The sequence below is a fragment of the Silvibacterium sp. genome (genome assembly GCF_047605705.1).
GTDB lineage: Bacteria > Acidobacteriota > Terriglobia > Terriglobales > Acidobacteriaceae > Silvibacterium.
This window is the reverse complement of record NZ_JASGFD010000040.1, coordinates 1-26649: the sequence shown is the minus strand read 5'-3', so window position 1 is coordinate 26649 and position 26649 is coordinate 1. Positions and strand designations below refer to the sequence as shown.

Annotated in this window: 22 protein-coding genes; 11 read left to right on the top strand and 11 right to left on the bottom strand. The window is 65.1% G+C overall.

Going from position 1 to position 26649, the window contains the following annotated elements:
- Positions 1–29: 29 nt before the first annotated feature.
- Positions 30–902 carry a LysR substrate-binding domain-containing protein gene (locus tag QM649_RS14390; protein WP_415199746.1) on the bottom strand — a complete coding sequence of 291 codons (873 nt, stop codon included), beginning with the start codon at positions 900–902 and terminating at the stop codon, positions 30–32.
- An 89-nt stretch (positions 903–991) separates the two neighbouring features.
- Positions 992–1921 carry a transporter gene (locus QM649_RS14385; RefSeq protein ID WP_415199745.1) on the bottom strand — a complete coding sequence of 310 codons (930 nt, stop codon included), beginning with the start codon at positions 1919–1921 and terminating at the stop codon, positions 992–994.
- A gap of 188 nt (positions 1922–2109) precedes the next feature.
- Here QM649_RS14385 and QM649_RS14380 point away from each other — a divergent pair, with 188 nt between their 5' ends.
- From QM649_RS14380 to QM649_RS14360, 5 genes are all read left to right on the top strand, one after another.
- Entirely contained in the window at positions 2110–3615 is a 1506-nt protein-coding gene (locus QM649_RS14380; protein ID WP_415199744.1) for a UbiD family decarboxylase, read from the top strand.
- 175 nt (positions 3616–3790) lie between these two features.
- Complete coding sequence (locus QM649_RS14375; RefSeq protein ID WP_415199743.1) at positions 3791–4384, top strand: UbiX family flavin prenyltransferase; 594 nt, start codon at positions 3791–3793, stop codon at positions 4382–4384.
- Positions 4385–4442: 58 nt separating this feature from the next.
- On the top strand, positions 4443–5198 hold the full coding sequence (locus QM649_RS14370) for a DUF554 domain-containing protein (protein WP_415199742.1): 756 nt from the start codon (positions 4443–4445) through the stop codon (positions 5196–5198).
- Between the two features lie 187 nt (positions 5199–5385).
- Complete coding sequence (locus QM649_RS14365) at positions 5386–5820, top strand: DoxX family protein (RefSeq protein WP_415199741.1); 435 nt, start codon at positions 5386–5388, stop codon at positions 5818–5820.
- A 276-nt stretch (positions 5821–6096) separates the two neighbouring features.
- The gene (locus QM649_RS14360) at positions 6097–7206 is read left to right on the top strand and encodes a hypothetical protein (RefSeq protein WP_415199740.1); all 1110 of its coding nucleotides are present in this window, start codon (positions 6097–6099) and stop codon (positions 7204–7206) included.
- Between the two features lie 200 nt (positions 7207–7406).
- Here the strand turns inward: QM649_RS14360 and QM649_RS14355 are convergent, their stop codons facing one another.
- From QM649_RS14355 to QM649_RS14330, 6 genes are all read right to left on the bottom strand, one after another.
- Positions 7407–8534 (bottom strand): esterase/lipase family protein, encoded by a 1128-nt coding sequence (locus QM649_RS14355; protein WP_415199739.1) that lies wholly within the window; start codon positions 8532–8534, stop codon positions 7407–7409.
- 294 nt (positions 8535–8828) lie between these two features.
- Entirely contained in the window at positions 8829–10898 is a 2070-nt protein-coding gene (gene shc / locus QM649_RS14350) for a squalene--hopene cyclase (RefSeq protein WP_415199738.1), read from the bottom strand.
- 328 nt (positions 10899–11226) lie between these two features.
- Positions 11227–11694, bottom strand: a complete 468-nt coding sequence (locus QM649_RS14345) for a rhodanese-like domain-containing protein (RefSeq protein ID WP_415199737.1) — start codon at positions 11692–11694, stop codon at positions 11227–11229.
- 379 nt (positions 11695–12073) lie between these two features.
- A complete protein-coding gene (locus QM649_RS14340) occupies positions 12074–12475 on the bottom strand; it encodes a response regulator (protein WP_415199736.1) in 402 nt (133 codons plus the stop codon).
- A 3-nt stretch (positions 12476–12478) separates the two neighbouring features.
- A complete protein-coding gene (locus QM649_RS14335) occupies positions 12479–14839 on the bottom strand; it encodes a PAS domain S-box protein (protein WP_415199735.1) in 2361 nt (786 codons plus the stop codon).
- Between the two features lie 235 nt (positions 14840–15074).
- Positions 15075–15518 (bottom strand): nucleoside deaminase, encoded by a 444-nt coding sequence (locus tag QM649_RS14330; protein ID WP_415199734.1) that lies wholly within the window; start codon positions 15516–15518, stop codon positions 15075–15077.
- 647 nt (positions 15519–16165) lie between these two features.
- Between QM649_RS14330 and QM649_RS14325 the strand changes: the two genes are divergently transcribed.
- From QM649_RS14325 to QM649_RS14305, 5 genes are all read left to right on the top strand, one after another.
- Entirely contained in the window at positions 16166–17566 is a 1401-nt protein-coding gene (locus QM649_RS14325) for an APC family permease (RefSeq protein ID WP_415199733.1), read from the top strand.
- Between the two features lie 219 nt (positions 17567–17785).
- Positions 17786–17914, top strand: coding sequence for a hypothetical protein (locus QM649_RS14320; RefSeq protein WP_415199732.1), 129 nt, complete (start codon positions 17786–17788; stop codon positions 17912–17914).
- Positions 17915–17966: 52 nt separating this feature from the next.
- A complete protein-coding gene (locus QM649_RS14315) occupies positions 17967–19028 on the top strand; it encodes a phytoene/squalene synthase family protein (protein WP_415199731.1) in 1062 nt (353 codons plus the stop codon).
- A gap of 287 nt (positions 19029–19315) precedes the next feature.
- Positions 19316–19675: a PadR family transcriptional regulator gene (locus tag QM649_RS14310; protein ID WP_415199730.1), complete on the top strand. Its 360-nt coding sequence runs from the start codon at positions 19316–19318 to the stop codon at positions 19673–19675.
- A 27-nt stretch (positions 19676–19702) separates the two neighbouring features.
- On the top strand, positions 19703–22318 hold the full coding sequence (locus QM649_RS14305; RefSeq protein WP_415199729.1) for an ADOP family duplicated permease: 2616 nt from the start codon (positions 19703–19705) through the stop codon (positions 22316–22318).
- Positions 22319–22647: 329 nt separating this feature from the next.
- On the opposite strand, the gene QM649_RS14300 is transcribed toward QM649_RS14305, so the two are convergent.
- A complete protein-coding gene (locus tag QM649_RS14300; protein WP_415199728.1) occupies positions 22648–23328 on the bottom strand; it encodes a TetR/AcrR family transcriptional regulator in 681 nt (226 codons plus the stop codon).
- 112 nt (positions 23329–23440) lie between these two features.
- Here QM649_RS14300 and QM649_RS14295 point away from each other — a divergent pair, with 112 nt between their 5' ends.
- Complete coding sequence (locus tag QM649_RS14295) at positions 23441–23875, top strand: nuclear transport factor 2 family protein (protein WP_415199727.1); 435 nt, start codon at positions 23441–23443, stop codon at positions 23873–23875.
- Between the two features lie 120 nt (positions 23876–23995).
- On the opposite strand, the gene QM649_RS14290 is transcribed toward QM649_RS14295, so the two are convergent.
- Both QM649_RS14290 and QM649_RS14285 read right to left on the bottom strand, forming a co-directional pair.
- Positions 23996–24556, bottom strand: a complete 561-nt coding sequence (locus QM649_RS14290; RefSeq protein ID WP_415199726.1) for a hypothetical protein — start codon at positions 24554–24556, stop codon at positions 23996–23998.
- 55 nt (positions 24557–24611) lie between these two features.
- Positions 24612–26649: Ig-like domain repeat protein (locus QM649_RS14285; RefSeq protein ID WP_415199725.1), on the bottom strand; the 2038-nt coding region annotated here is incomplete at its 5' end.

The window sequence follows — 26649 nt, the reverse complement described above, 5'->3', positions numbered from 1 at the left end:
TCACCGCAAAGCCCGCGCCATCCGGATGCTCAGTCCTCCAGCAGGCGCAGAACGTTGCCCACCAGCCGGGGCGTGCCCTCATCGCGCGTCACCGCGTAGATCGGCAGCTCCAGTCTCGCGCCCGCCATCGGCCGAAACGTGACGCCATGCGGCCGCAGCCGCTGGAAGGTCGCAGGCAGCAGTGCGCAGCCCGCGCCCGCTGCAATCAGCGGCAGAGCCGTCTGCAGCATGCTGACCTCCTGCGTGGCATGCGGACGAAACCCGGCGCGCTGGCACAACTCCAGCGCCATGTCATAAAAATCGCGATGCGGCATCGGCGCGGGCAGAATGAAGGTGTCTTCCGCGAGATACTTCAGCGCCACGCGTGTCGACTTCGCCTGCGGATGCTTCGCCGGCAGCGCCACTACCACCTCGCTCATCTCCGCCACGGTGTAGCGCAACCCCGCGTGCACGCCCGCCGCGTGGATGAAGCCGATATCGTAATCGCGCGCCAGCAGCCCCTGCACCTGGTGCGCTGTATCTGCCTCGCTCAGCTGCAGCCGGATGCGCGGATGCAGGCGCCGCAGCTTGCTCAGCAACTGCGGGATCAGGCTGACCGCGGCCGTGCTCACAAAGGCCACGCGCACTGTGCCCGCCGTGCCCGCGTCCACCGATGCGACCTCTTCCTTGCCCTCGGCCAGCGCCTGCATCGCCTGCCGCGCATGCGGAACGAAAGCGTGACCCGCCTCTGTCAACGCCACGCTGCGGCTCGTGCGGGCAAACAGATCCACTCCCAGTTCTTCTTCGAGCGAGCGGATATGCTGGCTCAGCGCCGGCTGCGCCACAAACAGTCGCCGCGCCGCTTTTCCAAAGTGCAGCTCTTCTGACAGCACCAGAAACGACCGTATCTGCCGCAGTTCCATCGAACACTCTCCCGCTCTGCTCGCCAAACGATAAGCAGTATGCATCGATTGTATCGGGATTGCATTGATGAGCCGAGCATCGTGCTCCATCAAAAGACGTGCTCCACGCGCAGAACCAGCTTGTTACCCTCCGACCGATCCACCGCGTCGAACTCGCGGTAGGCATTCGCATAGTAGTCCCAGCTGCCGCGGTGATACATCATGCCCGGCCCCAACGCACCGACCACTTCCGTGCCGGACTGCCCCACGCCATTCACCTGCGCGTCGGTCAGCTGGTGCAGGAAGTACCCGTTCGCGCCCACATACAGTCCCTTCGCCACTTCGTAGCCAAACGTCGCATTCAGGTGCAACGCTTGCCCCGCCTGCGTCGATCGCACGCCCGCGTCCGCGACTGGAGCATGGTTCACCGCGTTCCACAGGTAGGAGATGCGCCAGCTCGTCTCCCAGTGCGCCGCCGGCTGCAAGGTAAACGCGTAGTAAGGATGCACCGTCCATGCATTCGCGCCGATATTCAGCGCCGTGGGCGAGCGCGAATACACGCCCGTCGGCAGCTCGAAGTCCAGCACCACGCGCTGATCCAGCTTCATGCCCGCAATCTTTTTCTGCGGCCACTGCAGCATCGGCCCCACCGTCGTGTCGCCGAATCCTCCGCGCTGCCCGCTGGCCTGCGCATCCGCATAGACCACCGGCGACAGCACCTCGCCGCCGTACCACGCGCCCAGCACCTTCTTTGGCGAGATCCACACCACGTGCGTGATCAGCGACCCGCTGTTCACTGTAGGCGCCGCATGATTCTGCGTGCCGTTTGCTGCGATGGTGCGATCGTCGTGCACGCCCTGGCCGTACTCCTCCACCATCCAGCCCGGCCCGGCCTCGCCGTCAAGAAAGGAGGTGAGCCCCAGGTTCACCGTGGGCAGCGAAGGCGTGGCCGCGCTTTGCGCGTAGAGAGAGGCGGAAGCCCATCCGCAAACAGCAAGCAGGCACGCGGCAGGGAAGTGAGAACGAAACCGAATCGACATGATCCATATCTGACGGCTCCAAATGTCTCCCGGATTTATCGTATCTCCCGATTGGAACGATGCCTCGTTGTTCTCGGATCGGCGTGATAAAGGTCACAAAATTGATAAGCAGGCATGATGAATGCGATCCAAACAAGCGATAATCCGCAATCGGTGATCGGGTGTCTACTGGGGTAGAGGAGTTTGCAATGAGCCAAAACACCAAGTCGCCCGAAGCCACTCTCGATCATGGTTACGATCTTCGCGCTGCCCTCCGCCTGCTCTCTGAGCATCCCGGTCAGCTGCGCCGCACCGCCGAGCCGGTTGATCCCAATGCCGAGCTGGCCGGTATCTATCGTCACGTCGGCGCGGGCACACCCGTTCTGCCGCCTACTCAGATCGGCCCCGCCATGCTCTTCGAGAAAGTGAAGGGGTACGACAACTTCAAGGCCGTCGCCGGTGTCATGGCCAGCCGCGAGCGCGTCGCGCTGCTGCTGGGCACCGCGAAAGAAAAGCTCGGCCAGCGCTTTCGTGATGCGGTCGACGCTCCCATTCCGCCGAAGATCATCGACACCCCGGCGCTCTGTCAGCAGGTCGTCATCACCAAGGACATCGACGTCCTGAAGGCCATCCCCGCGCCCACCAACACGCCCGAGGATGCGGGTCCGTTCTTCACCATGGGCCTGGTGCGCGCCACCGATCCCGAGACCGGCGAGCATGACGTCACCATCCATCGTCTCTGCGTGCAGAGTAAGGACACCATCAGCATCTTCTTCTCTGCAGGGCGCCACATCGAGACCTTCCGCCAGAAGGCCGAGAAGGCGGGCAAGCCGCTGCCCATCTCCATCTCCATCGGTCTCGATCCGGCTGTCTACATCTCGGCCTGCTTCGAGGCTCCGACCACGCCGCTCGGCTTCGACGAGCTTTCGATCGCCGGCTCCATCCGTCAGCGTGCCGTTGAGCTGGTGAAGTGCGTCTCGCAGAACGAGTACGCGATCGCCAACGCCGAGGTCGTCATCGAAGGCGAGCTTCTGCCCAACGTGCGCGTGGTGGAAGACCAGAACACCAATACCGGCCACGCCATGCCCGAGTTCCCCGGCTACAACGGCCCTGCGAATCCATCACTGCCGCTTATCAAAGTTACGGCCATCACGCATCGCAACAACCCAATCCTGCAGACCATCGCGGGCCCTGGTGAAGAGCATGTGAACCTCGCGGGACTGCCCACCGAGGCCAGCATCTATCGCCTCATCGAGCAGGCCATGCCCGGCCGCGTCAAGAACGTCTACGCGCACTCGGCCGGCGGCGGCAAGCTGCTCGCCATCCTCCAGTTCTCGAAGAAGTCGGCGGGCGATGAAGGCCGCCAGCGCCAGGCCGCGCTCACCGCGTTCGCCGCGTACTACGAGCTCAAGCACGTGATCGTCGTCGATGACGACGTCGACATCTTCAATACCGATGACGTGCTGTGGGCGATGCAGACCCGCTACCAGGGCGACATCGACACCATCTTCATCCCCAACGTCAATTGCCATCCGCTCGACCCGTCGCAGGATCCGAAGTACAGCTACACCATCGCCAAGCGCGGCAACAGCTGCAAGACCATCTTCGACTGCACCGCGCCCTGGGCTCTGAAGGACGAGTTCAAGCGTGCGGACTTCGTCGACGTGGATCTCGAAAAGTTCCTCGTGGAGCCGAAAGAACCGCTCGTGCTGTAAGGCTCCCTTTGAGGAAGCGAGGCGTCGCAGCCCGTTGCGGCGCCCCGCCCCTTCCAATCGGTTGCACAAGAAACCTCCGGTGGCCCATACAAGCCTGCAGTTGGCTTGTGTGGGGAAGCACCGTCAACCACACCACAACGCGCCGAAGGCGCAGAAGACCTGGACGGCAAGTCCCATGAAACCCATCATCGTCGGCATCTCCGGAGCTACTGGCATCGCCTATGGCGTACGCGCCCTGGCGATGCTGCGCGAGCTCAAAATTGAAACCCACCTCGTGCTCTCGGTCGGCGCAAAGATGACCGTGAACGAGGTCGGCATGACTACGCAGCAGATCGAATCGCTCGCCACGCACGTGCACCATCAGGAGAACTTCGGCGCCAGCATCGCAAGCGGATCGTTCCGTACCGCGGGCATGATGGTGATGCCTTGCTCCATGCGCACGCTCGCCGCCGTCGCGCAGGCCAATCCGTACAACCTGCTCACCCGTGCCGCGGACGTCACCCTCAAGGAGCGCCGCCGCCTCGTGCTGCTCGCGCGTGAAACGCCGCTGAACCAGGCGCATATCCAGAACATGCTCTCGGCTACGCAGATGGGCGCTGTCATCTTCCCGCCCGTGCCCGCGCTCTACAGCCGCCCTTCGTCGATCGAGGAGATGATCGACTACACCGTCATGCGCGTCTTCGATCTCTTCGAGATCGAAGCGCCCGTCAGGCTGCCCCGCTGGTCCGGCATGGCCGATCTCACGCGCCCGCGCGCCGTAAATATGTAACGCACACTGTTGCAAAGGATGTATTTGTAGCCGTCGCTGGAATAAAAAGGAGCAAGCCGTGAACGTCGCCGTACCTGTGCCCGCCCATCATCACCTCGTCGGTCCGTGGATCGATAGCGCCTCTGTCCTCTTTGGCGGAGCCATCGGCGCGGCGCTCGCCACCCGTCTGCCGGAGCGCCTGCGCACCGCGCTGCCGCTTACCTTCGGCCTCTGCTCCATGGGGCTCGGCGTCGCGCTCATCGTGCAGGTGCATCATCTCGCGGCCATGGTGCTTTCGCTCATTCTCGGCGCCGGAGTCGGCGAACTCATCTTCCTTGAAAAAGGCATCGGCCTCGCAGGCGACAGGATCCGCGGCATTGCCGACCGCTTCCTGCCGCGCTCGGCCGACTCCGGCGAATCCGAAGCCGAGTACCTGCAGACCTTCGTCGCCGTGCTCGTGCTCTTCTGCGCCAGCGGCACCGGCATCTTCGGCTCCATGAAGGAAGGCATCACCGGCGACCCGACCATCCTCATCGCCAAGAGCTTCCTCGACTTCTTCACCGCGGCCATCTTCGCCACGCGCCTCGGCTGGGCCACCTCGGCCATCGCCATCCCGCAGTGCATCATTCAGATTTCGCTGGCTCTCGGCGCCACGGTCATCATGCCGCTCACCACGCCGGTGCTCATCGCCGATTTCTCCTCCGTCGGCGGCCTCATCATGCTCGCCACCGGCTTCCGCATCTGCGGCATCCTGCGCTTCCCGGTCGCGAACATGCTGCCCGCGCTCGCCTTCGCCATGCCTATCTCCGCGCTCTGGGCCCGCTTCTTCGGCTAGAACTTTCCTCGACGCCTCCTGTACTGCCTTTCGGCTCCGGCGATACTTGATCTGTGCATCAATGTGTCGCCGGACTTTTTCCTGCGCAGGAAAGTCGGACAAAAGCGATTTTTCCCTTGGCCGATCCGCTTCCCCTTCGGCATACTGGTCCTACACCCACACAACCTGTCGGAAGGAGTGGCGCCTGATGAAGGACCTGGCCCGCATTCCCCTGCTCCCTGCCGGACCGGACGCCGGCCTGCTCCTGCTGCGTCTCCTGGGCGTCGCACCCCTGCTCATCAAGCACGGATTCGAGAAGCTCTTCACCTTCTCGCAGATGGCCGCGCACTTCCCCGACCCCATCCACATCGGCCCGGTGCCCAGCCTCATCTGCGCCATGCTTGGGGACTCCATCGCGACCATCCTGCTCCTCGTCGGCCTCCTCAGCCGCTGGGCCGCGCTCGTCTCGCTGGTCAACCTCTTCGTCGCCTGGGCCTTCTTCCACCACTTCCTCTTCTTCGGGCACGACGCCGATCACGGCGAGCTCATCGTCCTCTACATCGCCATCATGGCCACGCTCGTCGTCGCAGGACCCGGCCGCTACAGCCTCGACGCCGTCCTCTTCGGCAGGGATCGCGTGTAGCTCCTCAGGCATTCGGAAACGTCCCCAGAAACGTCAACAGGAAATGCTGTCAAGCCCCTGAGTAGGGCTGCTCCGTCTTAAGTGACTGAAAGCAAAGGGAAGAAAAGCGGTTCCGAAGTGGCATGATTTTTCCCGCGAATTCCTATACTGGAAATAGAAGCAGATCCATTCAATCTGAGGCTTGAAAGGCGCGGGGAGTTCCTCCGCGCCTTTCTCTTTTTTGGCGCCCTCGCCGGGCCTTTCACCGTTCCGCCTTGTGTTCCTTCAGGAGGCATCATGTCTCAGCCCATCTCGTTGCATGTGGAAGCGCAACCCCAACTCTGCCGGCACCTCAAGGCCAGCGGCCGCCGCTGCGTGCGCCGCGCCCTCCCCGGCGATCCCTATTGCTACCCTCACAGCCGCGACCAGCGCCGGCGCGGCGTGCTGGAAATCCCTCTGCTCGAAGATCGCGCCGACCTTCTCCAGCTCTACACCGGCATCCTGCGCGGCATCGCCGACGGCACGCTCAATCTCAACGCCGCCAAGCTGCTGCTCGCCGCGGCAAGGAATGTTTCCCAGTTGCTCACGCCGCCGCGCCCGGCAGCTGCCGCAACCCGCCGCCGCGCCGCACGGGAAGAATCCGTCACGGAACCCACGCCCGGGCCAGATGCGGAAACAGATGCGGAGATGACTTCCGAGCCGCACGCTCCTCTCTCTCCCGCTCTCGCATTTCCCGCTTCTGTGGATCCCGCTCTTATGTATGTAGACGAGTTCACCATCGGCCCTGCAGGCGAGGACCTCGCTCCGCCCGCGCCATGGATGCCCCCCGCAAAGGCGCCTGCGGAGAAGAAGGCCGCGGCGCGCGAATGGAGCTTCGACCGCTTCCTCCGCGACAGCCTCTTTCCCGATCAGGCAGGCCGTCCACTGCCCGAATCCGGCTACAGCAAAAGCCCATCCAAGCCGCAGGCCAAGCCTGAAACGCCCAGCCCAAATTCCAGTCCCGATTCCAATCCTGATACCGGTCCCGACGAAGATCCCGATCCCACGCCATCCTCGGCCGCACGCCTGCCCGAGTCCTCAGCCGCCGAAGAGCCTGCAGCGGAACCTGTGACCATCCCGGCTCCAGACCCCGCTGCTGCCACCATCGCAGGCGAGCCCGAGCCGCCGCATCCCGGCGTAGTGCCCAACCTGTGGGCGGTGGGACAGCCAACCCGCCGCTGCCGGGCCTTCGCCGCATCCGGCACAGCTCGCTTTCCATGCTGTCATTCCGTTCGCTTCGGTCGGGATGACAAGGGCTTGTGGAGTGGGGATGACGGTGTCTCGGAAATGAGCATTGGGCGGAAGGCACAAATCCTTCAAGAGCCAGGCACACTCCGGGTGGCCCATTCAAGCCTGAAGTTGGCTTGAGTGGGGAAGCACAGCTCTCCATGCATGGATGAGCGAGAATCCGGGTGCCCCGCCTGTCGATTTTGAGAAGTGGGTTCGCAGAACACAGGGAGCGCAGCAGAGGAACCTGCAGTTCTCCCCCAACAGGCAAGAATCCCCCCCACGCGACCAACGGGAGCGAGTGCCGAAGGCGATTCGCCCTGCGCGAAGCAGCACGAACGTTATTCGTTCAGAGGCACCTGTCCGCGGATGTGGAAGTGGACGAGTATCGATGCACGGCCGGTGGGGCAGCCGACGATGAGCAGGCTCTTGCCCTGCCCTTTGAACGAGTAGGCGATGTGCGCGACACCAATTGGATCGGTCTTCGTCACCGTGGGCTGCGCATCGTCATGAACCTTATCCGTGTCGACGAACTCGGCGCTGGCCCAAAGCAACTGCTCGTGCAGCGTGGGGTCGAGCGCGACGGGCACCTGCAGATCGCTCGCGGTGTTCGTCTTGTTGCACTCGACCGTGAGGCCGGAAACCCTGTTATCGCGCGTCAACTCGACCGTATCGAGCACAGGATTGTTGTGATACACGCGGGCAAAGAAGGTGTACGCGTCAGCCGTGCGGCTGACGGGCTTCACAATGCCGATGTGGTCCGCATCGATCTTCTGCGGCGGTGTGTCCACGTCGCATCCATACGTAGCGCTATAGAAGCTGACGACGCGCGTGTGCGCGTGGAGATAGCGGCCGATGCCTTCGCCGGCGGCGGTGTCCTGCGTCTCAAAGGCGCAGTAGCGATGGATACGCACAGCGGACGGCGTGCCGCGCCATTTCTGTTCGAGATCGATGAGGAAGTTGTTGTCGTTGTTGTCGCTCAAGTCGGTGAGCAGCGGATCGCTGTCGTAGATTTTGGCAAGACTGGCGACGAAAGAACCCTCATGCGGCGTGGCGTAGGAGACGATGAAGCGCGTGCGCGCAGCCACGTCGGGATGGTTGAGCAGCATCTCCTCGGTGAGCAGGCCACCGAGGCTGTGCGCGAGGAAGACGATCTCGCGATGATCGAAGACATGCTGACTCTGCAGGCTGCGGTAGAGGATTTCAGAGAGCTGCTGCGTGGAGTACTGTCCGTGGCTCGAAGGCGTGGGGTATTGGGCGACGACGACATCCGAATTGCGGAAGTGCGGATCGGTCTGGATCATCTGTGGCCAGTAGGCGCCGTTGGCGGCGCGCCAGGTCTCGCGATCGCCATGCAGGCCGTGGACAAAGACGATGACGCGCGGCTTGAGCGCGTCGGCATGCGCGAGAGGAACAGCGGCGAGGCAGAGTAGGCAAAGCGTCCAGAGCAGGATGAAAGTGCGGCGCACCAGGAATGGTATCTCCGTGAAGAGTTTCTTTTAGCTTATCTTCTTCGCGTAGGAGGATTCGCTTTCTGAGAGCCGGTCCCATGCAGCTCGCCTTTTCCTTTGAGGATCATCCGGTGCGAGAAGGAACCGCAGGTCTCTCCACTGCGCGAGACGATGAAGCTGTCTCGCTTCGGTCGAGATGACAGAATCTCCCCCCACCCAGGGAACAGAAGCCTGAGCAGGCCACCGTTGAGGTTTCTGCAAACCCACATCTCGCACGGCACGAGATGTGGGGGCACCCGGTGTCGAGAATCCTTACACCAGGCTCGGCAGGTGATTCCAGCTCGGCGAGTACTTACTCGTATCCTCGAGCGCCGAGGCATACGTCGCGAGTGCGAGCACCGGGAAGTAGTTCCGGTAGAGGTCGTACTGGATGTAGAAGACCTGCGGAAAGCCGGTGCCGGTGGTGATGGCTTCGTCCCAGGTGCCGTCCGGGCGCTGTTTTTCGTTGAGCCAGCGGATGCCGTCGGCCACGGCGTTGCTGCGCAAGGCTCCGGCGGCGATCAGGCCGAGCACCGCCCATGCCGTCTGCGAAGGCGTGCTCACCGCGCGCTCGAAACGGTTCGTCTCGTAGCCGAGGCAGCTCTCGCCCCAGCCGCCATCCGGATTCTGCACCTCGCGCAACCAGTGTGCGCCGCGGGCGATGGCGTCGGCCGCGCCCGGCGCGCGCGTGGCGACAAGTCCACGCAGGGCCAGGAACGTCCCGTAGACGTAGTTCACGCCCCAGCGGCCGTACCAGCTTCCGTTTGTCTCCTGCTGCGTGAGCAGGTAACGGATGCCGCGCTCGATGGCCGGATGCGCGTAGGTGAATCCGCGCCGGGCCAGCGAATCGAGCACGCGCCCGGTGATGTCCGGGCAGGTGGGGTCGAGCATCGCATTGTGGTCGGCAAAGGGCACCTGGTTGAGGACCTGCCAGTTGTTGTCGACGTCGAAGGCCGCCCAGCCGCCATCGGAGCTTTGCATGCCGAGCAGCCAGTTCACGGCGCGCTTCTCGGCGCGGGCCTGCTTCTCCGGATCGCTGGCCTTCGCATGCAACAGGGTCAGCAGCACCATCGCCGTGTCGTCGATGTCGGGGTAGAACTCGTTCTCGAACTCGAAGACCCAGCCCGAAGGCGTGAGGTCGGGGCGCTTCGCGCTCCAGTCGCCCTTGCGGCGGATCTCCTTGCTGAGCAGCCAGTCGGCGGCCCTGGTCATGGAGGCAGCCGTCCTCTCGTCCCGGTCGGCCAGGCCCAGCTCGCCCAGCGCGAAGGCGGCAATGGCCGTGTCCCACACCGGCGACTTGGCCGGCTGAAAGATCAGCGTCTCTTCGCCTTCGAGCATGAGGCCATTGAAGTGGCGGATGGCCTGCTCGAGATCGGGATGGTCGCTCTCATAGCCCATCACCTCCATCGCCATGATGGAGTACATCATCGAGGGGTAGATGGCGCCGAGGCCTTCGCTGTGGTGCAGGCGGCTCATCATCCACGTCTCGGCCTCGCGGATGGCGCGGTCGCGAATCTTGCGGACATTCTGCCGCTCCCAGCGCTTGAAGATCTTGTCGGCGTGGACGAAGACGTTCGCGATGCGGTCCTTGCGATGGAGCGCGAGCCGGCGGCTGGGGTGAAAGAGTTCTTCGATGCGGCGATGGCCGGGCGTGCGGCGCGGCGCGGCCAGCGCCTGCACGATGGAGAGCGGCACGATGATGGTGCGCGTCCACGAGGACATCTCGTAGAGCACGTTGCCGGGGACGATCATGATCTCCGGCGGAATGGTGGGGCAATACTTGCGCGGGAAGAGCTCGAAGAGGCTGAGGTTGATGCGCGTGTAGCTGTTGCACTCCTGGATGCCGCCCATGCGGAGGATCAGCGCGCGGGCGCGGCGCATGCGCTCGTCCTCGGGATCGAAGCCGGTCATCTTGAGCATGGCGTAGGCGCGGACAGTGGCGTTGATCTCCGACTCGCCGGGCTCGTAGATGTTCCAGCCGCCGTCGGCGCGCTGCGTGTTGAGCAGCGACTGCGCGGCCTTGCGAACCTGCGGCAGGGTCGGCGGGTTCCAGCTGCCGTCGGCCTCGGCCGGGTAGAGCCACATCTGCATCAGGATGTAGTCCGATTGCAGCGTCGAGTCTGCCGTCAGGTCGCCGACCCAGTAGCCGTCCGTATGTTGCAGGGAGAAGAGCCGGGAAGCAGCCCGCTCCGCGGTGGCGCGGGCCTCAGCTGCTGCCGCCCGCAGTGACGACTGCGCCTGGGCCGCCATGCCATTCCCTTGTATTTCAGCGCTTTGCGAACGAACGATCGAATATTCGGACTCCCGCATGGGGTCATCCTCCGCGGCATCGGCAGTCGACATTAAAAAGCTCCCTCACCAAAACCGTCCTCTTGCGACAGGTTTTGACAGACCAAGTTAGCAGAGGAGAGGCACTACGCGCCACAAAGCCGTCATTTTCTGACAGGTTTTGGTGGAAGGAGAGGATTCGGGTGCCCACCTCTCGCTCCCCAAAAACCTGTCATTTCGACCGAAGCGAACGAAGTGAGCGCAGTGGGGGAACCTGCGGTTCTCCCCCAACAGGCGAAGATCTCCCACGCGACCAGCGGGAGCGCGACCCGCCCTGCACGAAGCAGCGGTGGCCTATGCAAGCCTGGTTTTGGCTTGAGTGGTGTACACAGAGGAGCAGCTCTCAGCGAGCGAAGTTGGCAGGCTCAAGGCTGATGTTGCCCTTGTACGGCTCGACCGGATATCCCGCAGCCTTCCACGCAGCCAGGCCCCCGCGCAGCAGGCGGATGTGCCGGAACCCCATGGAAAGCGCCCGCTCGACGATCTTGCGGCTGGTCTCCTCGCCTGGGCAGGTGCAGTAGACGACCGAGTCCTGGTCGGCCGGAATCAGCGTGGGATCGGTGAGGATCTCGTGCGGCGCAATGCGGCGCGCGCCGGGGATGGTCTCGGCATCGATGAAGAGATCGAGCGGCTGGCGCAGGTCATAGAGCTGCACCGGCTTGCCGGCCTGCAGCAGCTGGTTCAGCTCGTCCGGCTCGATACAGTGCAGCGCCAGCTCGCGCCGCGCGCGCTGGATGGAAAGCAGGCGCACCACCGTGAAGACCACCGCGGCCACCGCCACACCGAGCAACGCAAGCTGAAAGCCGTTCATACCGGGACAGATTCGCAGACCGCCCGAATCGATGCAAATTCGATTCCCCGAACTCCCTGCCATCCCGACCGAAGCGGACCTGCGGTTCTCTCAAACAAGCAGATCGGTGTGGTTCATGGCTTCCCCACTCAAGCCAACTTCGGGCTTGAATGGGCCACCCGAATCAATGCAAATTCGACTCCCCCTGTCATCCCGACCGAAGCGCAGCGAAGTGGAGGGACCTGCGGTTTGTACGGCATGGGCGAAGAACTACAGGTTCCTCCACTCCGCTCACTTTGTTCGTTCCGGTCGGAATGACAGAGAGGGATGGAGAGCAAAGCAGCGGGTGCCCCACGTCTCGCGTCTGAGACGTGGGAAAGCACAACCTCCGCTTCCCACCCTACGTCGTAAGGAAAGCACTTAGAGCTGTCGTCTCACCCAAAGCATGGTGGATCGCCGCCATCAGCGCGTGATTCTCCGGCGGCTTCTGGAAGAAGGCGACCGCGCCAGCCTCCATCGACCGCTGTTTGTTCGGCACCGGGTCGCGCGCGCTCAGCACGATCACCGGGATCATGGCCAGGTCGGGCAGCTCCTTCAGCCGTTCGAGCACCAGGTAGCCGTCTCCGGCCGGCAGTCCCAGGTCCAGGATGATCAGGTCCGGCGCGCTTCGTTTGGCCACCGCAATGGCAGAGACCGCGTCCATCGAGGTCACCACGCTATAGCCGTGATGCTTCAGGCGCGCTGTCAGTCCGATCAGCAGATGCTGGTCGTCGTCCACAATCAGAATCTTCTTCGGAGTCAAAGTTCAGCTCCCCTTCCTCGATAAATGCGCATCGATCAGCTTCTCGATCTGGGCGGTCACCTCGGCCGTCTGCTCCTCGCGGCTCGCTCCCTGGGTTATATCGACCGAGGAGGCCGTAATCCCCAGTTGGATCCCTTCCAGCTTCAGCGACGACGAGAACTCCCGCGTGATGCGGCTCTCGATAATCGCCACTCCCTGCGTGCCCGCGCGCGCAGCAATGAAAATCGTCGGCATCGTCTCCTGCTCGCGTCCCGCAATCGGCAGCAGCACATCCTGTCCCGGATGAATGCACCGCTCCACCGTCCGCTTGCAGTCGTGCAGCATCTCGCCGCTCATGCCCTCGCCGTGCGTGCCCAGGTCCACGGCAATCAGCGTGATCTGGTTGGGTTCGCGCTCGCTCTGGCTCAGCACCCGCTCGCACCACTGCTGCAGGCTGAAGGCCGGCAGCGTGAAGAAAAAGGTGCTGCCCACCCCCGGATCGCTCTCCACCCAGATCCGTCCGCCATGCCGCATCACCAGCTCGCGCGAGATGAACAGCCCGAGCCCCAGCCCCTTGCGGCTGGCCTCGTTCGCCCCCTGCGCCTGCGCCAGCCGGTCGAAGATCCGCTCCTTGTCCGCCGGCTTGATGCCGCAGCCCGTGTCGCTCACCTTCAGGCACAGCCGCTCGTCGCCTTCCTGGAACGGCTCGTTGCCGACCGTAACCGTGCCGCCCGGCGGCGTGAACTTGACCGCGTTCTCGATGAGGTTTGTCAGCACCTGCCGCACCCGCGAAGGATCGGCCCACACAAACGGCAGCCTGCCGGAAAGCTCGCTGCTCAGCTTCACCTCGGCCTCGTTCGCGTTCTTGCGGCAGGTGCTGATCACCTCCAGCACCAGCCGCGCCGGGTTCGAGGGCTGCGATGAGATGGTCAGCTTGTGCGAGTCGATCCGCGTGATGTCCAGCAGGTCGCTCACCATCTCCTTCAGCTGCTTGGTGTTCTCGAGCGTCAGCTGCAGCTGGTCCCGCTGGTCCGTGGTCAGGTCGCCGAAGATGCCGTCCAGCACGTTGCTCACGAAGAAGTAGATCGCCGTCAGCGGCGTGCGCAGCTCATGCGAGACGTGCGAGAGAAAGCGTTCCTGCGTTCGCACCCGGTTCTGCAGGCTCTCGCGCAGATCCTGCTCCAGCTTCTTCTTCTCCGTCAGGTCGCGCACAATGCCCGAGTAGTGCCATGTTCCGTCCAGCAGGAAGGCGCCCACGGCCAGGTCCATCGGGAACTCGGTGCCGTCCTTGCGCAGCCCGCGCACCTCGCGGCCGGAGGTGCCGATGATGCCGCCCTTGCCCGTCTCCGCATAGCGGCTCAGATAACGGTCATGCTGGCTCTGGAAGGGCTCCGGCATCAGCATCTTGACGTTCCTGCCGATCACCTCGTCCGCCGGGTAGCCGAAGAGCCGCTCGCAGGCCGGGTTGAAGCCGTCGATCACCCCCATATGGTCGATCGTCACCACGCCGTCGGCCGTCGTCTCCACCAGCGCCTTCAGCCGCACTCCCTGCTCCAGCGCCTGCCGCTCCGCGTTCCGCGTCAGCGTCATGTCGTGCACGATCACCACAAAGCCGCGCAGCTGCCCGCAGTCGTCCAGCAGCGCCGTCTTCACCACCCGCGCCCAGAAGCGCGTGCCGTCCGCATGCACCCGCCAGCCTTCGTCCTCGGTATAGCGGCACTCCCGCGCCCTCGCGATCAGCTGCTCCGGAACTCCCGCGGCATTCTCCTCTGCCGTGAGCAGGCGCGAGAAATGCGCTCCCAGGATCTCCTGCTCCTTGTAGCCCAGCAGCCGCTCCGCCCCGCGGTTCCACGTGGTGATCACGCCCGCCGGGTCCACCGTGTACACGGCGTAATCGCGGATGCCCTCCACCAGCAGCCGGAAGCGCGTGTCGGACTCCGCCAGCGCCTCGGCAATCTGCTCCGTCTCCTGGATCGCCGCGTTCATCCGCCGCTCTGCCTGGTCGCCGGTCGGGTGCGCAATTCGGCGCAGCAGCCCGGCCAGCCGCGGCGCGGCCATCACGAAGTACACCGCCGCGGCCGTGGCCACCATCGTCGCCGCCACCCGCAGCGTCACCTCGAGATAGCCCAGGGGCACCCACTGCGAGGCCGCCTGCGTCAGCCGCAGCGCGCCTTCCGAGAGCAGCAGCGCCGCCACCCATGAGGCCGTCCAGCGATAGCGCGCCATCGCCGGCGACTGCCCCAGGCGCAGCATCATCCACACCAGCGCCCCGAACATCGCCGCGTAGCAGAGCACCAGCACGCACTCCACGATGCGCGTCGTCAGGCTCTGCGACAGCGGGGCGATCAGCAGCCATGCAGCGGTCAGTGCGCTCAGACTCTTCAAGACGCGACGCTTCTCTCTCCTGCGTCGCGCCTCGGGTCGAGCTTAGGGAAGGGCTGTCCGTTCCGGCTGTCCTCTCCTGCCGGAAGCAGCCTCCGGCAAACGCCGGAGCAGCCTTAAGCCGACCCTCCGGTCGTGCGCCGGGTCGGGGTCTCACCCGTTCCCCGCGTCGCGGCGGCCGTGGGAGACGCCCGCACGCCCGGGGGAGGGCTGCTCCCCATATCGGCGCACTCCCCCCTCACTCTTCTCCGATATCTTCGTTCCACACCTGAGGATGGTTACGGACGTACTCTGAGAGCATCGCCACGCATTCCGCCGAGTCCAGGTCGATCACCCGTATCCCCAGCTCCGCCAGCCATTTGGCGCCGCCTTCGAAGTTGCGGCTCTCGCCCAGGACCACCGTCCCGAATCCGAACTGGCGGATCAGCCCCGAGCAGTACCAGCACGGAGCCAGCGTCGTCACCAGGATGAGGTCCCGGTAGGAGCGCTGCCGCCCCGCCCGCCGGAAAGCGTCGGTTTCCCCATGCGCCGAGGGATCGCCCTCCTGCACGCGCCGGTTGTGCCCCGAGCTCACCAGCGAGCCATCCGCCCGGAAGATCGCCGCCCCAATCGGAATCCCGCCCTCGGCCAACCCCGCCCGAGCCTCACCTACCGCCACCGCCAGCATCGCCTCGTAATCCATTAACAGCTCCTAGCTTTTAGCCTCTAGCTTCTAGCGAAAGCCAATCCAGCCGCAATCCCCGGGTGCCCCACGTCTCGGTTTTGAGACGTGGGAAGGCACAAACTCCAGCGGTCCTCCAACCACCCTGTCATCCCGACCGCAGTGGAGGGACCTGCGGTTTGTCCGCACCGGCACGAAAGAGGGTGCCCCGTCCAAGCTTCGCTTGGGCGGGAAGGCACAAACCCCAACAGTGGCCCATTCCAGCGAGGTTGGCTTGAGTGGGGGGACAAGCACCCCCATAACCCTGTCATCCCGACCGCAGTGGAGGGACCTGTGGTTTGTCCGCACCGGCACGAAAGAGGGTGCCCCGTCCAAGCTTCGCTTGGGCGGGAAGGCACGAACCCCGACGGTGGCCCATTCAAGCCTGGTGTCGGCTTGAGTGGGGGGACAAGCACCCCCATAACCCTGTCATCCTGACCAAAGTAGAGGAACCTGCGGTTTGTCCTGCTGTGAGCCCCCAGGCGGCAACCGAACCCCAACTCGCGACCACCGGGAGCGCGTGCCCAAGGCGATCCGCCCGGCGCGAAGCAGCAGGAATCTCTTGCCTCTCAGGGCATTCGGCTGGAAGCTAGAAGCTAAAAACTAAGACTCAGGAGCGCCCACCCCTTTTGCCCGAACTACTCGACGAAACCCGCCCCGGCTACGGCCTGCGCCGCCATGTCCTCGGCCCCTGGGAGACGCTCGCGCAATCCGTCTCGGCCATCGCCCCCACCGCGACCCCGGCCATGACCATCCCGCTGGTCTTCGCGCTGGCCGGCAACGCCACCTGGCTCGTCTACCTCACGGCCACCACGGCGCTGGTGCTCGTCGGCCTGGTCATCGGTTGCTTCGGACGCCGCTCCGCCTCACCCGGCTCGCTCTTCTCCTATGTCTCGCAGTCGCTGCCGCCCTGGGTGGCGGGCATCGCGGGATGGGCGCTGCTGCTGGCCTACATCGCCACGGCCTCCTCGGTCGCGGCCGGATTCTTTAACTTCGCAAATGTTCTGCTCCACGCCGCGCTCGGCCTCTCCGCGCCGCCTGTCCTGCTGATGACCGTGGCCGTCGTGCTCGCCGGCTTCATGGCCTGGCGCGACATCAAGCTTTCCGCCGAGATGATGCTCTGGATGGAGGGTGCCTCCGTCACCTGCATCGTTCTCATCCTCGCCGTGGTCGCGTATCGCCACGGGCTGCATCTGGACTGGCCGCAGCTTCATCTCGCCGGCGCCACCGGCTCGGGCTTCCGCCTCGGACTGGTGCTTGCCTTGTTCAGCTTTGTCGGTTTCGAGTCGGCCACCGCGCTTGGCGAAGAGGCCCGCGAGCCGCTCCGGACCATCCCCCGCGCGGTGCTGCAGTGCGCCATCGGCTGCGGCGCCTTCTTCATCCTCTGCATCTACGCCGAAGTCCTTGGCTATCGCGATATGGGGCAGCCGCTCGACCAGGCCGCCGCGCCGCTGCACGTTCTCGCGGTCCACGCCAAGGTCGGCCTGCTCGGCACGCTGGTCGATATCGGCGCCATGATCAGCATGTTCGCCTGCGTGCTGGCCTGCATCACCGCCGCCTCGCGCGTGCTCATGCTCATGAGCCATCACGGCCTCGCGCACCGCGCGCTCTCCCGCACGCACGCCAAAAACGAGACGCCGCACTGGGCCGTGCTCGTCACCGCGCTGGCCACGCTCGTGCCCGCCGTCGTGCTCGCCCTGCGCGGCGTCTCCGCCGATAACATCTACGGCTGGATGGGCTCGCTCGCGACCTATGGCTTCATCACCGTCTACGCGCTGGTCTGCATCGCGCTGCCCGTACATCTCGGGCGGCAGCAGAAGCGCGGGAAAGACAAGCTCACGCCCGGCATCGTCGTGCTCTCGGCGGCAGGCGTCCTCGCCATGCTGCTCGCGCTCGCAGGCACGCTCTACCCCGTCCCCGCCGCGCCGTACAACTGGCTACCGTATCTCTACCTCGGATACCTGCTACTCGGCCTCGGCTGGCAGACGCTAAAGGGCTCAGGGCTCAGAGCGCAGAGCTCAGGGGGCTAACCAGGGTGCCCCACCTCTCGCTTCTGAGAGGTGGGAAGGCAAGAACGAACGTCACCGGGTGGCCCATGCAAGCCGCAGTTGGCTTGAGTGGGGAAGCAACGAACGCCCCACCTTCGCTTTGTGAGGAGAACCGCAGGTGCCTCCACCGCGCGGCCTGCGGCCGCTCCGGCCGGAAGGACAGATGCTTCTATCTGAGCCCTGAGCCGATACAATAGGACCATGAGTGACGGACGCGAAGAACGCGAACAAAAAGAGATTGAGCGCCAGCAGCGCGAACGCGAAGACCGCCGGGACTGGGTGGATCGCAGCTTCGACGACCAGTGGCAGCCCGAGCGCCGCGAGTCGTAAAGACGGCAGGCCGCAGCGGTAGAATCGTTGCTGCGGCGCATCCGCAGAGTGCATGGCTATCACCGATCGCAAACAGCTCCTGGGCCCTCTGCTGAAGGGCGTCTCCCGCTCGTTCTATCTCACGCTGAGCATCCTCCCCGCCGGCATGCGCGACCCCGTAGGGCTCGCCTATCTGCTGGCTCGGGCGGCGGACACCATCGCCGACACCTCGCTCATCGCGCCGGAGAAGCGCCTTGAGCTGCTGCTCTCGCTGCGCGCGCAGGTAAACGGCTCACCCGATGCCGCGGCGCTGCATGAGGTCGTCAGCGAAGTCGCCAGGCAGCAGAAGGATTCCGACGAGCGCACGCTGCTCGAATCGCTGGGGCCCGCGCTCTCTCTGCTCGCGCAGTTCTCCGAAGCCGACAAAGCCGCGATCCGCGGCATCGTCTCCACGCTCACCGAAGGCATGGAGTTCGACCTGAAGCACTTTCCCGATGAGTCCTCCGGGCGTGTCGTCGCGCTGCAGCAGCCCGTCGAGCTCGATCGCTATACCTACATGGTCGCCGGCTGCGTTGGCGAGTTCTGGACGCGGATGACCTATGCGCACGTGACCACGCGCCTCGGCGCGGATGAAGCCACGATGATCGAGCGCGGCGTCCGCCTCGGAAAGGCGCTGCAGATGACGAACATCCTGCGCGACTGCCCGAAGGATCTCCGCATCGGCCGCTGCTATCTGCCGCAGACGCTGCTCGACGAGGCGGGCATCTCCGCCGAAGAGCTGCTGGACCCCGCGAACTCCTTGCGCGCGCGGCCCATCCTGCTCAAGCTGCTGCGCGTCGCGCTCGATCACTATCGTGCCGGCATCGAGTACACCGCCGCGCTGCCGACCTTTGCGCTTCGCCTTCGGCTGGCCTGCGTATGGCCCATCCTGATCGGTCTCGAGACCCTGCTCCTGCTGGTCCAGAACGAGCGGTGGCTCGATCCCCAGCACCCCTCGAAGATCCGCCGCAACGATGTCTATCGCATCCTCGCCGGATCGCTGCCGCGCGCAAACTCCAACGCGCTGCTCCGCAAGTGGACCGGCAAGCGCATCGCCGCCATCGAGGCGCACATCGAATCCCAGACTAAAGCCTAGATTGAAACCCAGGCGCATTCGCTCACCCAAGCCTTACACCGTGTCATCCCGACCGCAGCGAACGCAGTGAGCGCAGTGGAGGGACCTGCGGTTTCGCTAGCCCACCTCTCAAAGTCGAGAGGTGGGGCACCCGGAGATTTCGCAGATCGCGACCACCGGGAGCGGATGCCGAAGGCGATTCGCTCTGCGCGCAGCAGCCGAAGGCGAAAGGCCTGGACGGCCAGTTCCGCCTTGTGCGCAGCAGTCCCCTTGACATTCGACCGGAGCCGGGACTAGTCTCAGGTCGAATGTCGACTCAAGAGAAAGACAGCCCGCTCGATCTTCTGCAGGGCACGCTCGATCTGCTCATCCTGCAGACGCTCGTCTTCGGCAAGGCGCATGGCCATGCCATCGCGCGCTCCATCGAGCTCCGCTCGGACGAGGTCCTGCGCGTGGGCCACGGCTCGCTCTATCCCGCGCTGCAGCGGCTGATGAAGCTGAAGCTTATCGCCGCCGAAGACGGCACATCGGAAAACAATCGCAAGGCGCGCTTCTATCGCCTCACGGAAAAGGGACGCAAGGCGCTGCACGAGGAGACCTCGCGCTGGGAGCGGTTCTCAAGCGCGATGGCCCGCATCCTCAGCCCGGCAGCTTCGAAGACACGCTAGCCAAACACAGCCACGGGGGATTTCAGCATGCAATTCTGGAACGGACGCAGAACGCGGTTGCAGGACGAAATCCAAAACCATATCGAGCTGGAGATCGAAGAGAATATCCAGTCCGGCATGTCGCCCGAGGCGGCGCGTGAGGCTGCGCAGAAGAAGTTCGGCAACACGCTGCTCACCGTCGAGCGTTCGCGTGAGATGTGGGGCGGTCTGTGGTTCGAGTATCTGCTGCATGATCTGCGCTATGGCATGCGAAGCCTGCTGCGCTCGCCCGGGTACATGGCCGCCGTGGTGCTCACACTGGCGCTCGGGTTGGGCTCGGTGACGACCATCCTTGCGGTCATCGACTCGGTGCTGCTGCGGCCTGTATCGCTGCCGCATCCGGAAGAACTGGTCGTGATGTACGGGCGCAGCGAGCAGCCGGGCTCCTTCGTGGACCTGAGCAACAAGCAGATTGACGCGCTGCGCCACGATGGCCGTTCGCTCGCCGCGGTCGCCAGCTACAACACCACCATCGCGCCGGTCAGTGTGGCCGATGGTTCGCGCACCGCGCTGCTGAACCTCGTCTCCCCCGAGTATTTTCAGGTGCTGGGCGCGCCCGCGCAGATGGGCCGCGTGCTCACCCGCAGCGACGCCACGCAGCCGGTCGTCGTCCTGAGCCATGAATTCTGGCTCGAAGAGCTGCATGGCGACCCACACGCCGTTGGCTCAACCATCCGTGTCTCCAGCGAGTTGCGGACCGTCGTCGGCGTGCTGCCGCAAGGGATCGATTTCCCCACGCGCGGTCCGGTCGTCTACATGCCGGTCGCCGAACAGCAGAAGGGCAGTACTTTCCTGTCCATCGACGCGTCGATGGCGCTGGCGCGGCTCAAGCCGGGTGTCACCGCGTCGCAGGCGCTTGCCGAGGTGCGTGGATTTCTTGAACATATTCATGATTCAAGCGGCGTCGCGGGCAGTCAGCTGATGATCGTGCCGGTCACGCGCTTCCTCACCAGCAGCCTGCAGACGCCGCTGCTGGCGCTGCTCGGCGGCGTCGGCATCCTGCTTCTCATCGCCTGCGCCAATGCCGCGAGCCTGCAGATCGCGCGCGCCATTGAGCGGCTGCCGGAGATGCAGGTGCGCTCGGCGCTGGGTGCGAGCTTCCCGCGCCTCTTGCAGCAACTGGTTGTTGAAAGCCTGATCGTGAGCCTCGGCAGCGCGGTAGTCGGCGGCGGCCTTGCCTTCGCCGCAATTGCCGCGATCCGCCACGCCTATGGCGATCAGTTTCCCCGCTTTCAGGAGCTCGCCGTGCATCCCTCGGTGCTCGCGGCCGTGGTCCTGCTGGCGATGGTGGCCGGTTTGCTGGCCTCGCTCGCGCCCGCCTTCAGCACGCGCCGGCGCACTGTCGCTGCCGCGGCGGCGCGGCGTACTACGACATCCCGCAACCGCGCTTCGGCGGTGCTTGTCACCACGCAGATCACGCTCACCTGCGTGCTGCTGGTGACCTGCGGTCTCTTTGTGCGAACGTTCTTCGCGTTGCGGCAGGTGCCGCTGGGCTTTGACCCGCATCACGTCACCACGCTGGTGGTGATGCCGCAGCACCCGCAGGTTTCGGGCTCGCTGCTCCAGAGCAACACGCTGCTGCTGCATCGTCTGGAAAGCCTGCCCGGCGTGGAGGCTGCGGCCATGCAGACGTCCATTCCGTTCTCGAGCTTCGCCTTCAATCTCAACGGCACAACGGACATCAGCGGACGTCCGTTTCAGAAGAGCGATACGGCCAACTACAGCATCGTCAGCTCCGGCTTTGTGCGCGCCAGCGGCATCCGCGTGCTTCAGGGACGCGGCTTTCTGCCGCAGGATGACGGCAGCGCCAACATCGTTGTGCTGGTCAACCAGGCCTTCGTCGACAAGTATCTGGCTGGCCGCAACCCGCTCGGTGTGGGGCTGAAGATGCATCGCGATCCAACGGACAAGGACTCGGACATGCCGATCCTGCAGGGCTTCACCATCGTGGGCGTGGTGCAGAACGAGGTGCAGGGAGGCGATCTCGCGTCGGAGTTCCAGCCGATGATCTATCTCGACGACCTGCAGATTCCGAAGGAGTCGATGTTCCTCCAGATCTACGGCATGATGAGCCAGTTCGCGATCCGCTCGCCGCTGCCGCAGGACGCGCTCAATAAAGAGATTCGCGGAGCGCTGAAGCAGACCGCACCGGATATGGCCGAGATGCAGCTGCAGCCGATGGAGGAGGCCATCGCCAACTCGCTCGAAGAGCGGCGGATGGCGCTGCGCCTGGTCTCGGGCTTCGGCGCGATGGCGCTCGTCCTCGCGGCTGTCGGCATCTACGGCATGCTTGCGTACACGGTGAACGCGCGGCGCAGGGAGATCGGCGTGCGCATGGCGCTGGGTTCGTCGCGTACCGGCGTCTCGCGGCTGGTGCTGCAGCAGGCGGCCCGCATGGTGGCATGGGGGCTGGTGCCGGGCATCGCCGGCGCATGGGCGGCCGAGCACGCGGTCCGTTCGTTCCTCTTCGGGGTAAAGCCGCTCGACCCGCTGGCGCTCGCAGGCACAGCGGCGGTGCTGGCGATGACCGCGGCGGTCGCGGCCGCGCTACCTGCGTGGCGCGCAGCCCGCGTGGATCCGATGGAGGTTCTGCGCGTCGAGTAGCTTGTTCGTCCCGACTCAAGCCAACATCAGGCTGGCATGGGCCACCGTGAGGATACTGCGAACCCACCTCTCAGACGCGAGAGGTGGGACACCCGACACTTCCCTCTGTACTGTCATCCCGACCGAAGCAAACGCAGTGAGCGCAGTGGAGGGACCTGCGGTTCTCTCCTCTGGCAAAGAATGAGGGTGCCCCGTCCAAGCTCAGCTTCGGCGGGAAGGCACGAAGCCGTCTGTGCCCTCTGTGCTGAGTAAGTTTGTTCGTCCCCACTCAGGCCAACATCGGGCTGGCATGGGCCACCAGCCAGCATCGGCTTGTATAGGCCACCGGCCTACGCTTTTGCTTTGCGGGCAGGTGCGGCGTGGCGCGCCAGCAGCGTCTGCAGCGCTTCGTCCACGGCCAGCTTTGCATCACGGTCGGAGACCTTGAACCCGGCGGTGAGCAGCGCGGGCCAGAAGAGCTGGTCCGCGATCATGGCGAGGAACTGGCGCGCGGCGCGCTTCGGGTCTTCGACCTTGAGGCGGCCCGCGGCGCGCTCCTGCTTGAGATAGTCGGCCACGCGCAGGATGTATGGGATCTTGCCGGTCTCGAGCATCACCTGCGTCAGCTCGGGGAAGCGCGGGGCCTCCGCGATGAGCAGCCGCGTGAAGGCGACCATGCGCGGCAGGCGCACAAGTGTGGCGAAGTCCATGCCGATGCGGCGCAGCCCGGCCTTTGGATCGCCGACAGGCGGAATCCTGCCGATCTCGGCATCCTCGCTCCAGAAGTCATGCACGATGGCCTCGAAGAGCGCGGCCTTGGTAGGGAACCGCTTGAAGAGCGTGGCGGTGGAGACGCTGGCGCGGCCTGCGATCTGCTGCAGCGAGGCGCGCTCGTAGCCCTGCTCGAGAAAGACTTCCATCGCGGCGTCGATGGCGGCGCGGCGCTTCTCGCCCTTCACGCGCTCGTGGTACGAGGGCTCGCGGACTGCGGCTGTGGCGGGCTTCGGCTCGGATTGCGGCTTCTTCTTCACTCTTTCCGCATTGTACGAGGTGAGTTGGTGCACTTGACTTGCGATTCGGCCCGGTTCTAGCATTGCAATAGTAAGTTGAGTCACTCACTATAGGATGAAATGGAGCCAAGCCATGCCCGGGACGACAAAATCCATCGATGAAGCGCTGCAGTTCTTTCTCGACAACCTGACCTCCGTCCACTGGGACGCCCTGCTGCTGGAGCTGGTGGCGGACGATGCGGTGATGGAGTTTCCCTTCGCGCCGGAGGGCCGTCCGCAGAGGCTGAACGGCAAGCGGGAGATTGCGCCCTATCTCGATGAGCTCAAGAAGGTGATCCGGCTCGACGAGGTCCGCCTGGTGGCCATGCATAAGACTGTCGATCCGGAGACGGTGATCCTGCAGGCCGAGGGCAAAGGGCAGGCGATTCAGACGGGGCGGCCTTTCCATCCGAGGTACATCGTCGTGCTGACCTTCCGCGATGGCCGCATTATCCGCTGGCAGGACTACTGGAATCCGCTGGCGTTTCTTACTTCCATGGGCGCGACGATTACGTTTCCGTCGGTGTAGGTTCGCCCCACTCAAGCCAACAGCGGGCTTGAATGGGCCACCGTGGAGATTCTGCGAACCCACGTCTCAAAGTCGAGACGTGGGGCACCCGATGTGTTTCCTATTACAGGATCCCGCGGCTTAGGAGCCGAAGTGCAGCACCACTCCGCTGCCGAGCACGAGCGTGTTCTGGAGGTTGTCCGTGCCGTTCGGCAGGTAGGTGCGCAGCCAGCTGGCATGCAGCACGCGGATGCCGAAGCGGTGTCCGAGGTCGTAGTCGATGCCGCCGCCGAGCTGCAGCGCCATGCCGTCGGCCGAGGTCTGCGCAGCGCGGGGCGCGGGAAAGACGCTGTCGAAGCCGTTGGCAATGCCGAGCAGCGCCTCTCCGTAGGGCGAGAAGGCTGTCCGGCGGTGCTGGGAACGCCAGCGATAGCGCGGCCCGAAGGTCGCGGTCACGAGCGAGAGCGGGATGCCGCTGGCGCCGATGGACGAGGCGTGGAAGCCGCTGACGTTCGCTGCCGCGCCCAGTCCGTGCCACGTGTTAGACCCGAGCTCGATCGAGCCGCCCTGCATCCAGAAGTTGGTCTGGCTCGTGGCTTCGAGCGAATGCCCGGCGCTGTAGGTGACGGCCAGGTCCGCTGGCTGCGGAGCCTGCTGCCCGAAGAGAGCACGCGCGGAGCCGAGGAGTAGGAGCGATCCCATCAGGAAAGAACCGCTGCGCGAGAGAAAAGAACCCCTTCGTGACAAGATCACTCCTTTACTGCACCGTGAGGGTGACGGTTGTGACGTGCTGCAGGGTCGAGCCGCTGGCGGTGGTTGCGGAGCCGGTGATCTCGATGGTGTAGCTCTTCGAGGGTTGCGCGAAGAAGCCGGAGCTCGAACCGCAGCCTGCCAGCGAGCCAAGCGTGAGCAGGCCGCCGAGGCTCAGGCACACGAGCAGCAGTTGGGCGCGCAGGCGGCGATTCGCTTTGAGGCCGAAGGGCGCGAGCAGGAAGAGCATGCCCATGCCAACGAGCATCGGGCTGCCTGCCCGGCGCAGCAGCGCGGTCGTGGCTGGCGTCTGGATGGTCACGGTGACCTGGCCGGGCGAGGAGCCGAGCGTGAGCGAGGCGGGACTGAAGGTCGCCGTCGCGCCGTCGGGTAGTCCGCTGGCGGAGAAGCTGATGGGCGTGTTGAATGCGCCGTTCAGCGGGGTCGCGGTAAAGCTGAAGCTGGCCGAAGCGCCCGGCTGCACGGATGCGCTGCTCGCGGAGCCGGAGGCCGAGGCGAGGCTGAAGTCGGTGACGTTCTCCGCCACGGTGGCGGTCGAGCCTGCGTAGTTCGCGTCGCCGGAGTAGCTCGCGGATACGGTGTAGCTGCCCGCCGAGGTGAAGGTGTAGGCGAGGCTGGCCGCGGAGTTGGCGACGGTCGCGCTTCCCACCGCGGCGCCGTTCACCGAGAAGGCTACCGTTCCCGTGGGAGCTGTGCCGCTGCCGTTGGCGGCGACGGTCGCGGTGAGCGTGACGCTCTCATTCACGTCGGGCGTCGCGTCGGTGGTCGCGAGCGCGAGGCTGCTGGTGCCCTGCGTCGCGGTGCCGGTCAGCAGTACGGACTGTGAGACGACGCCGCTTCCGCTGACGGTGACTTCACCGGAGGCTGCGCCCAGCACGGTGGGGAGGAAGGCGATGTTCTGCGTGCAGGAAGCGCCCGCGGCCAGCGTGATCGGCGCGGCGGAGCAGCTGCCGCCGGAGGCCAGCGCGAAGGTGCCTGCAAAGGAGAGGCTCGCGACCGTGATCGAGGCCGAGCCGGTGTTCGCGAGCGTGATGGTCTGTGCCGCGGAGGCTTCGCCGACCTGGGAGCTGGCGAAGGTGAGCGTGGGCAGCGCAAGGCCCAGGATGGTCTGGTTGAGTGTGTCGGCGAGCGCGAGGTTGCCGGTTGCATCGGACACAACGCTGCGCGGGGCGTTGAGCGTGGTGGGGTCCTGGGTGCCGTCTCCGAAGAGAGTGGCAATGGTGGCTCCGCTGATTTGGCGCAGGCGCTGGTTGTTCGTATCGGCGACGAAGACATTCCCGCTGCCGTCGACCGAAACGCCAGTAGGGCTGGCGAGCGATGCGGAGGCCGCGGCTGCGCCGTCGCCAGCGAAGCCGCCGCTGAAGGTGGGCGTGCCCGTGCCTGCGAGCGTGGTGATGGTGCCCGAGGCCAGCACCTCACGCACGCGCTGGTTATGGCGGTCGGCGATGTAGAGGTTGTTGCTCGCATCGACGGCGATCGCGATGGGCGTATCGAGGAGCGCCGATGTGGCTGCGCCGCCATCGCCCGCGTAACCCTGCAGGCCGGTTCCGGCGATGGTAGTGATGATGCCTGCCGAGATCTTGCGGATGCTGTGGTTGTTGGTGTCGGCGATGTAGACGCTGCCGTCCGTGCCGACGGCGACGGCGGCCGGTGTGCTCAGCTCGGCCGCGGTCGCGGCTGCGCCGTCTCCGCTGTATCCCGCGGTGCCGTTGCCGGCGATGGTGGTGATGGTGCCACCTGAGACTTCGCGGATGCGCTGGTTGTGCGTGTCGGCGATGTAGAGGTTGCCGCTGCTGTCCACGGCTACGCCGGTGGGCGTGTCGAGCTGCGCGGAGGTCGCCGCGCCGCCATCGCCGGAAAAGCCTTCCGTGCCGTCTCCGGCGACGGTGGTGATGACGCCGGTGGACTTCGCGATCTCGCGGACGACGTGGTTGTTGGTGTCGGCGAGGTAGAGGTTTCCGGAGGCGTCGTAGGCGACAGCGCCGGGATGGGCGAGGGTCGCGTCGGTGGCAGCGCCGCTGTCG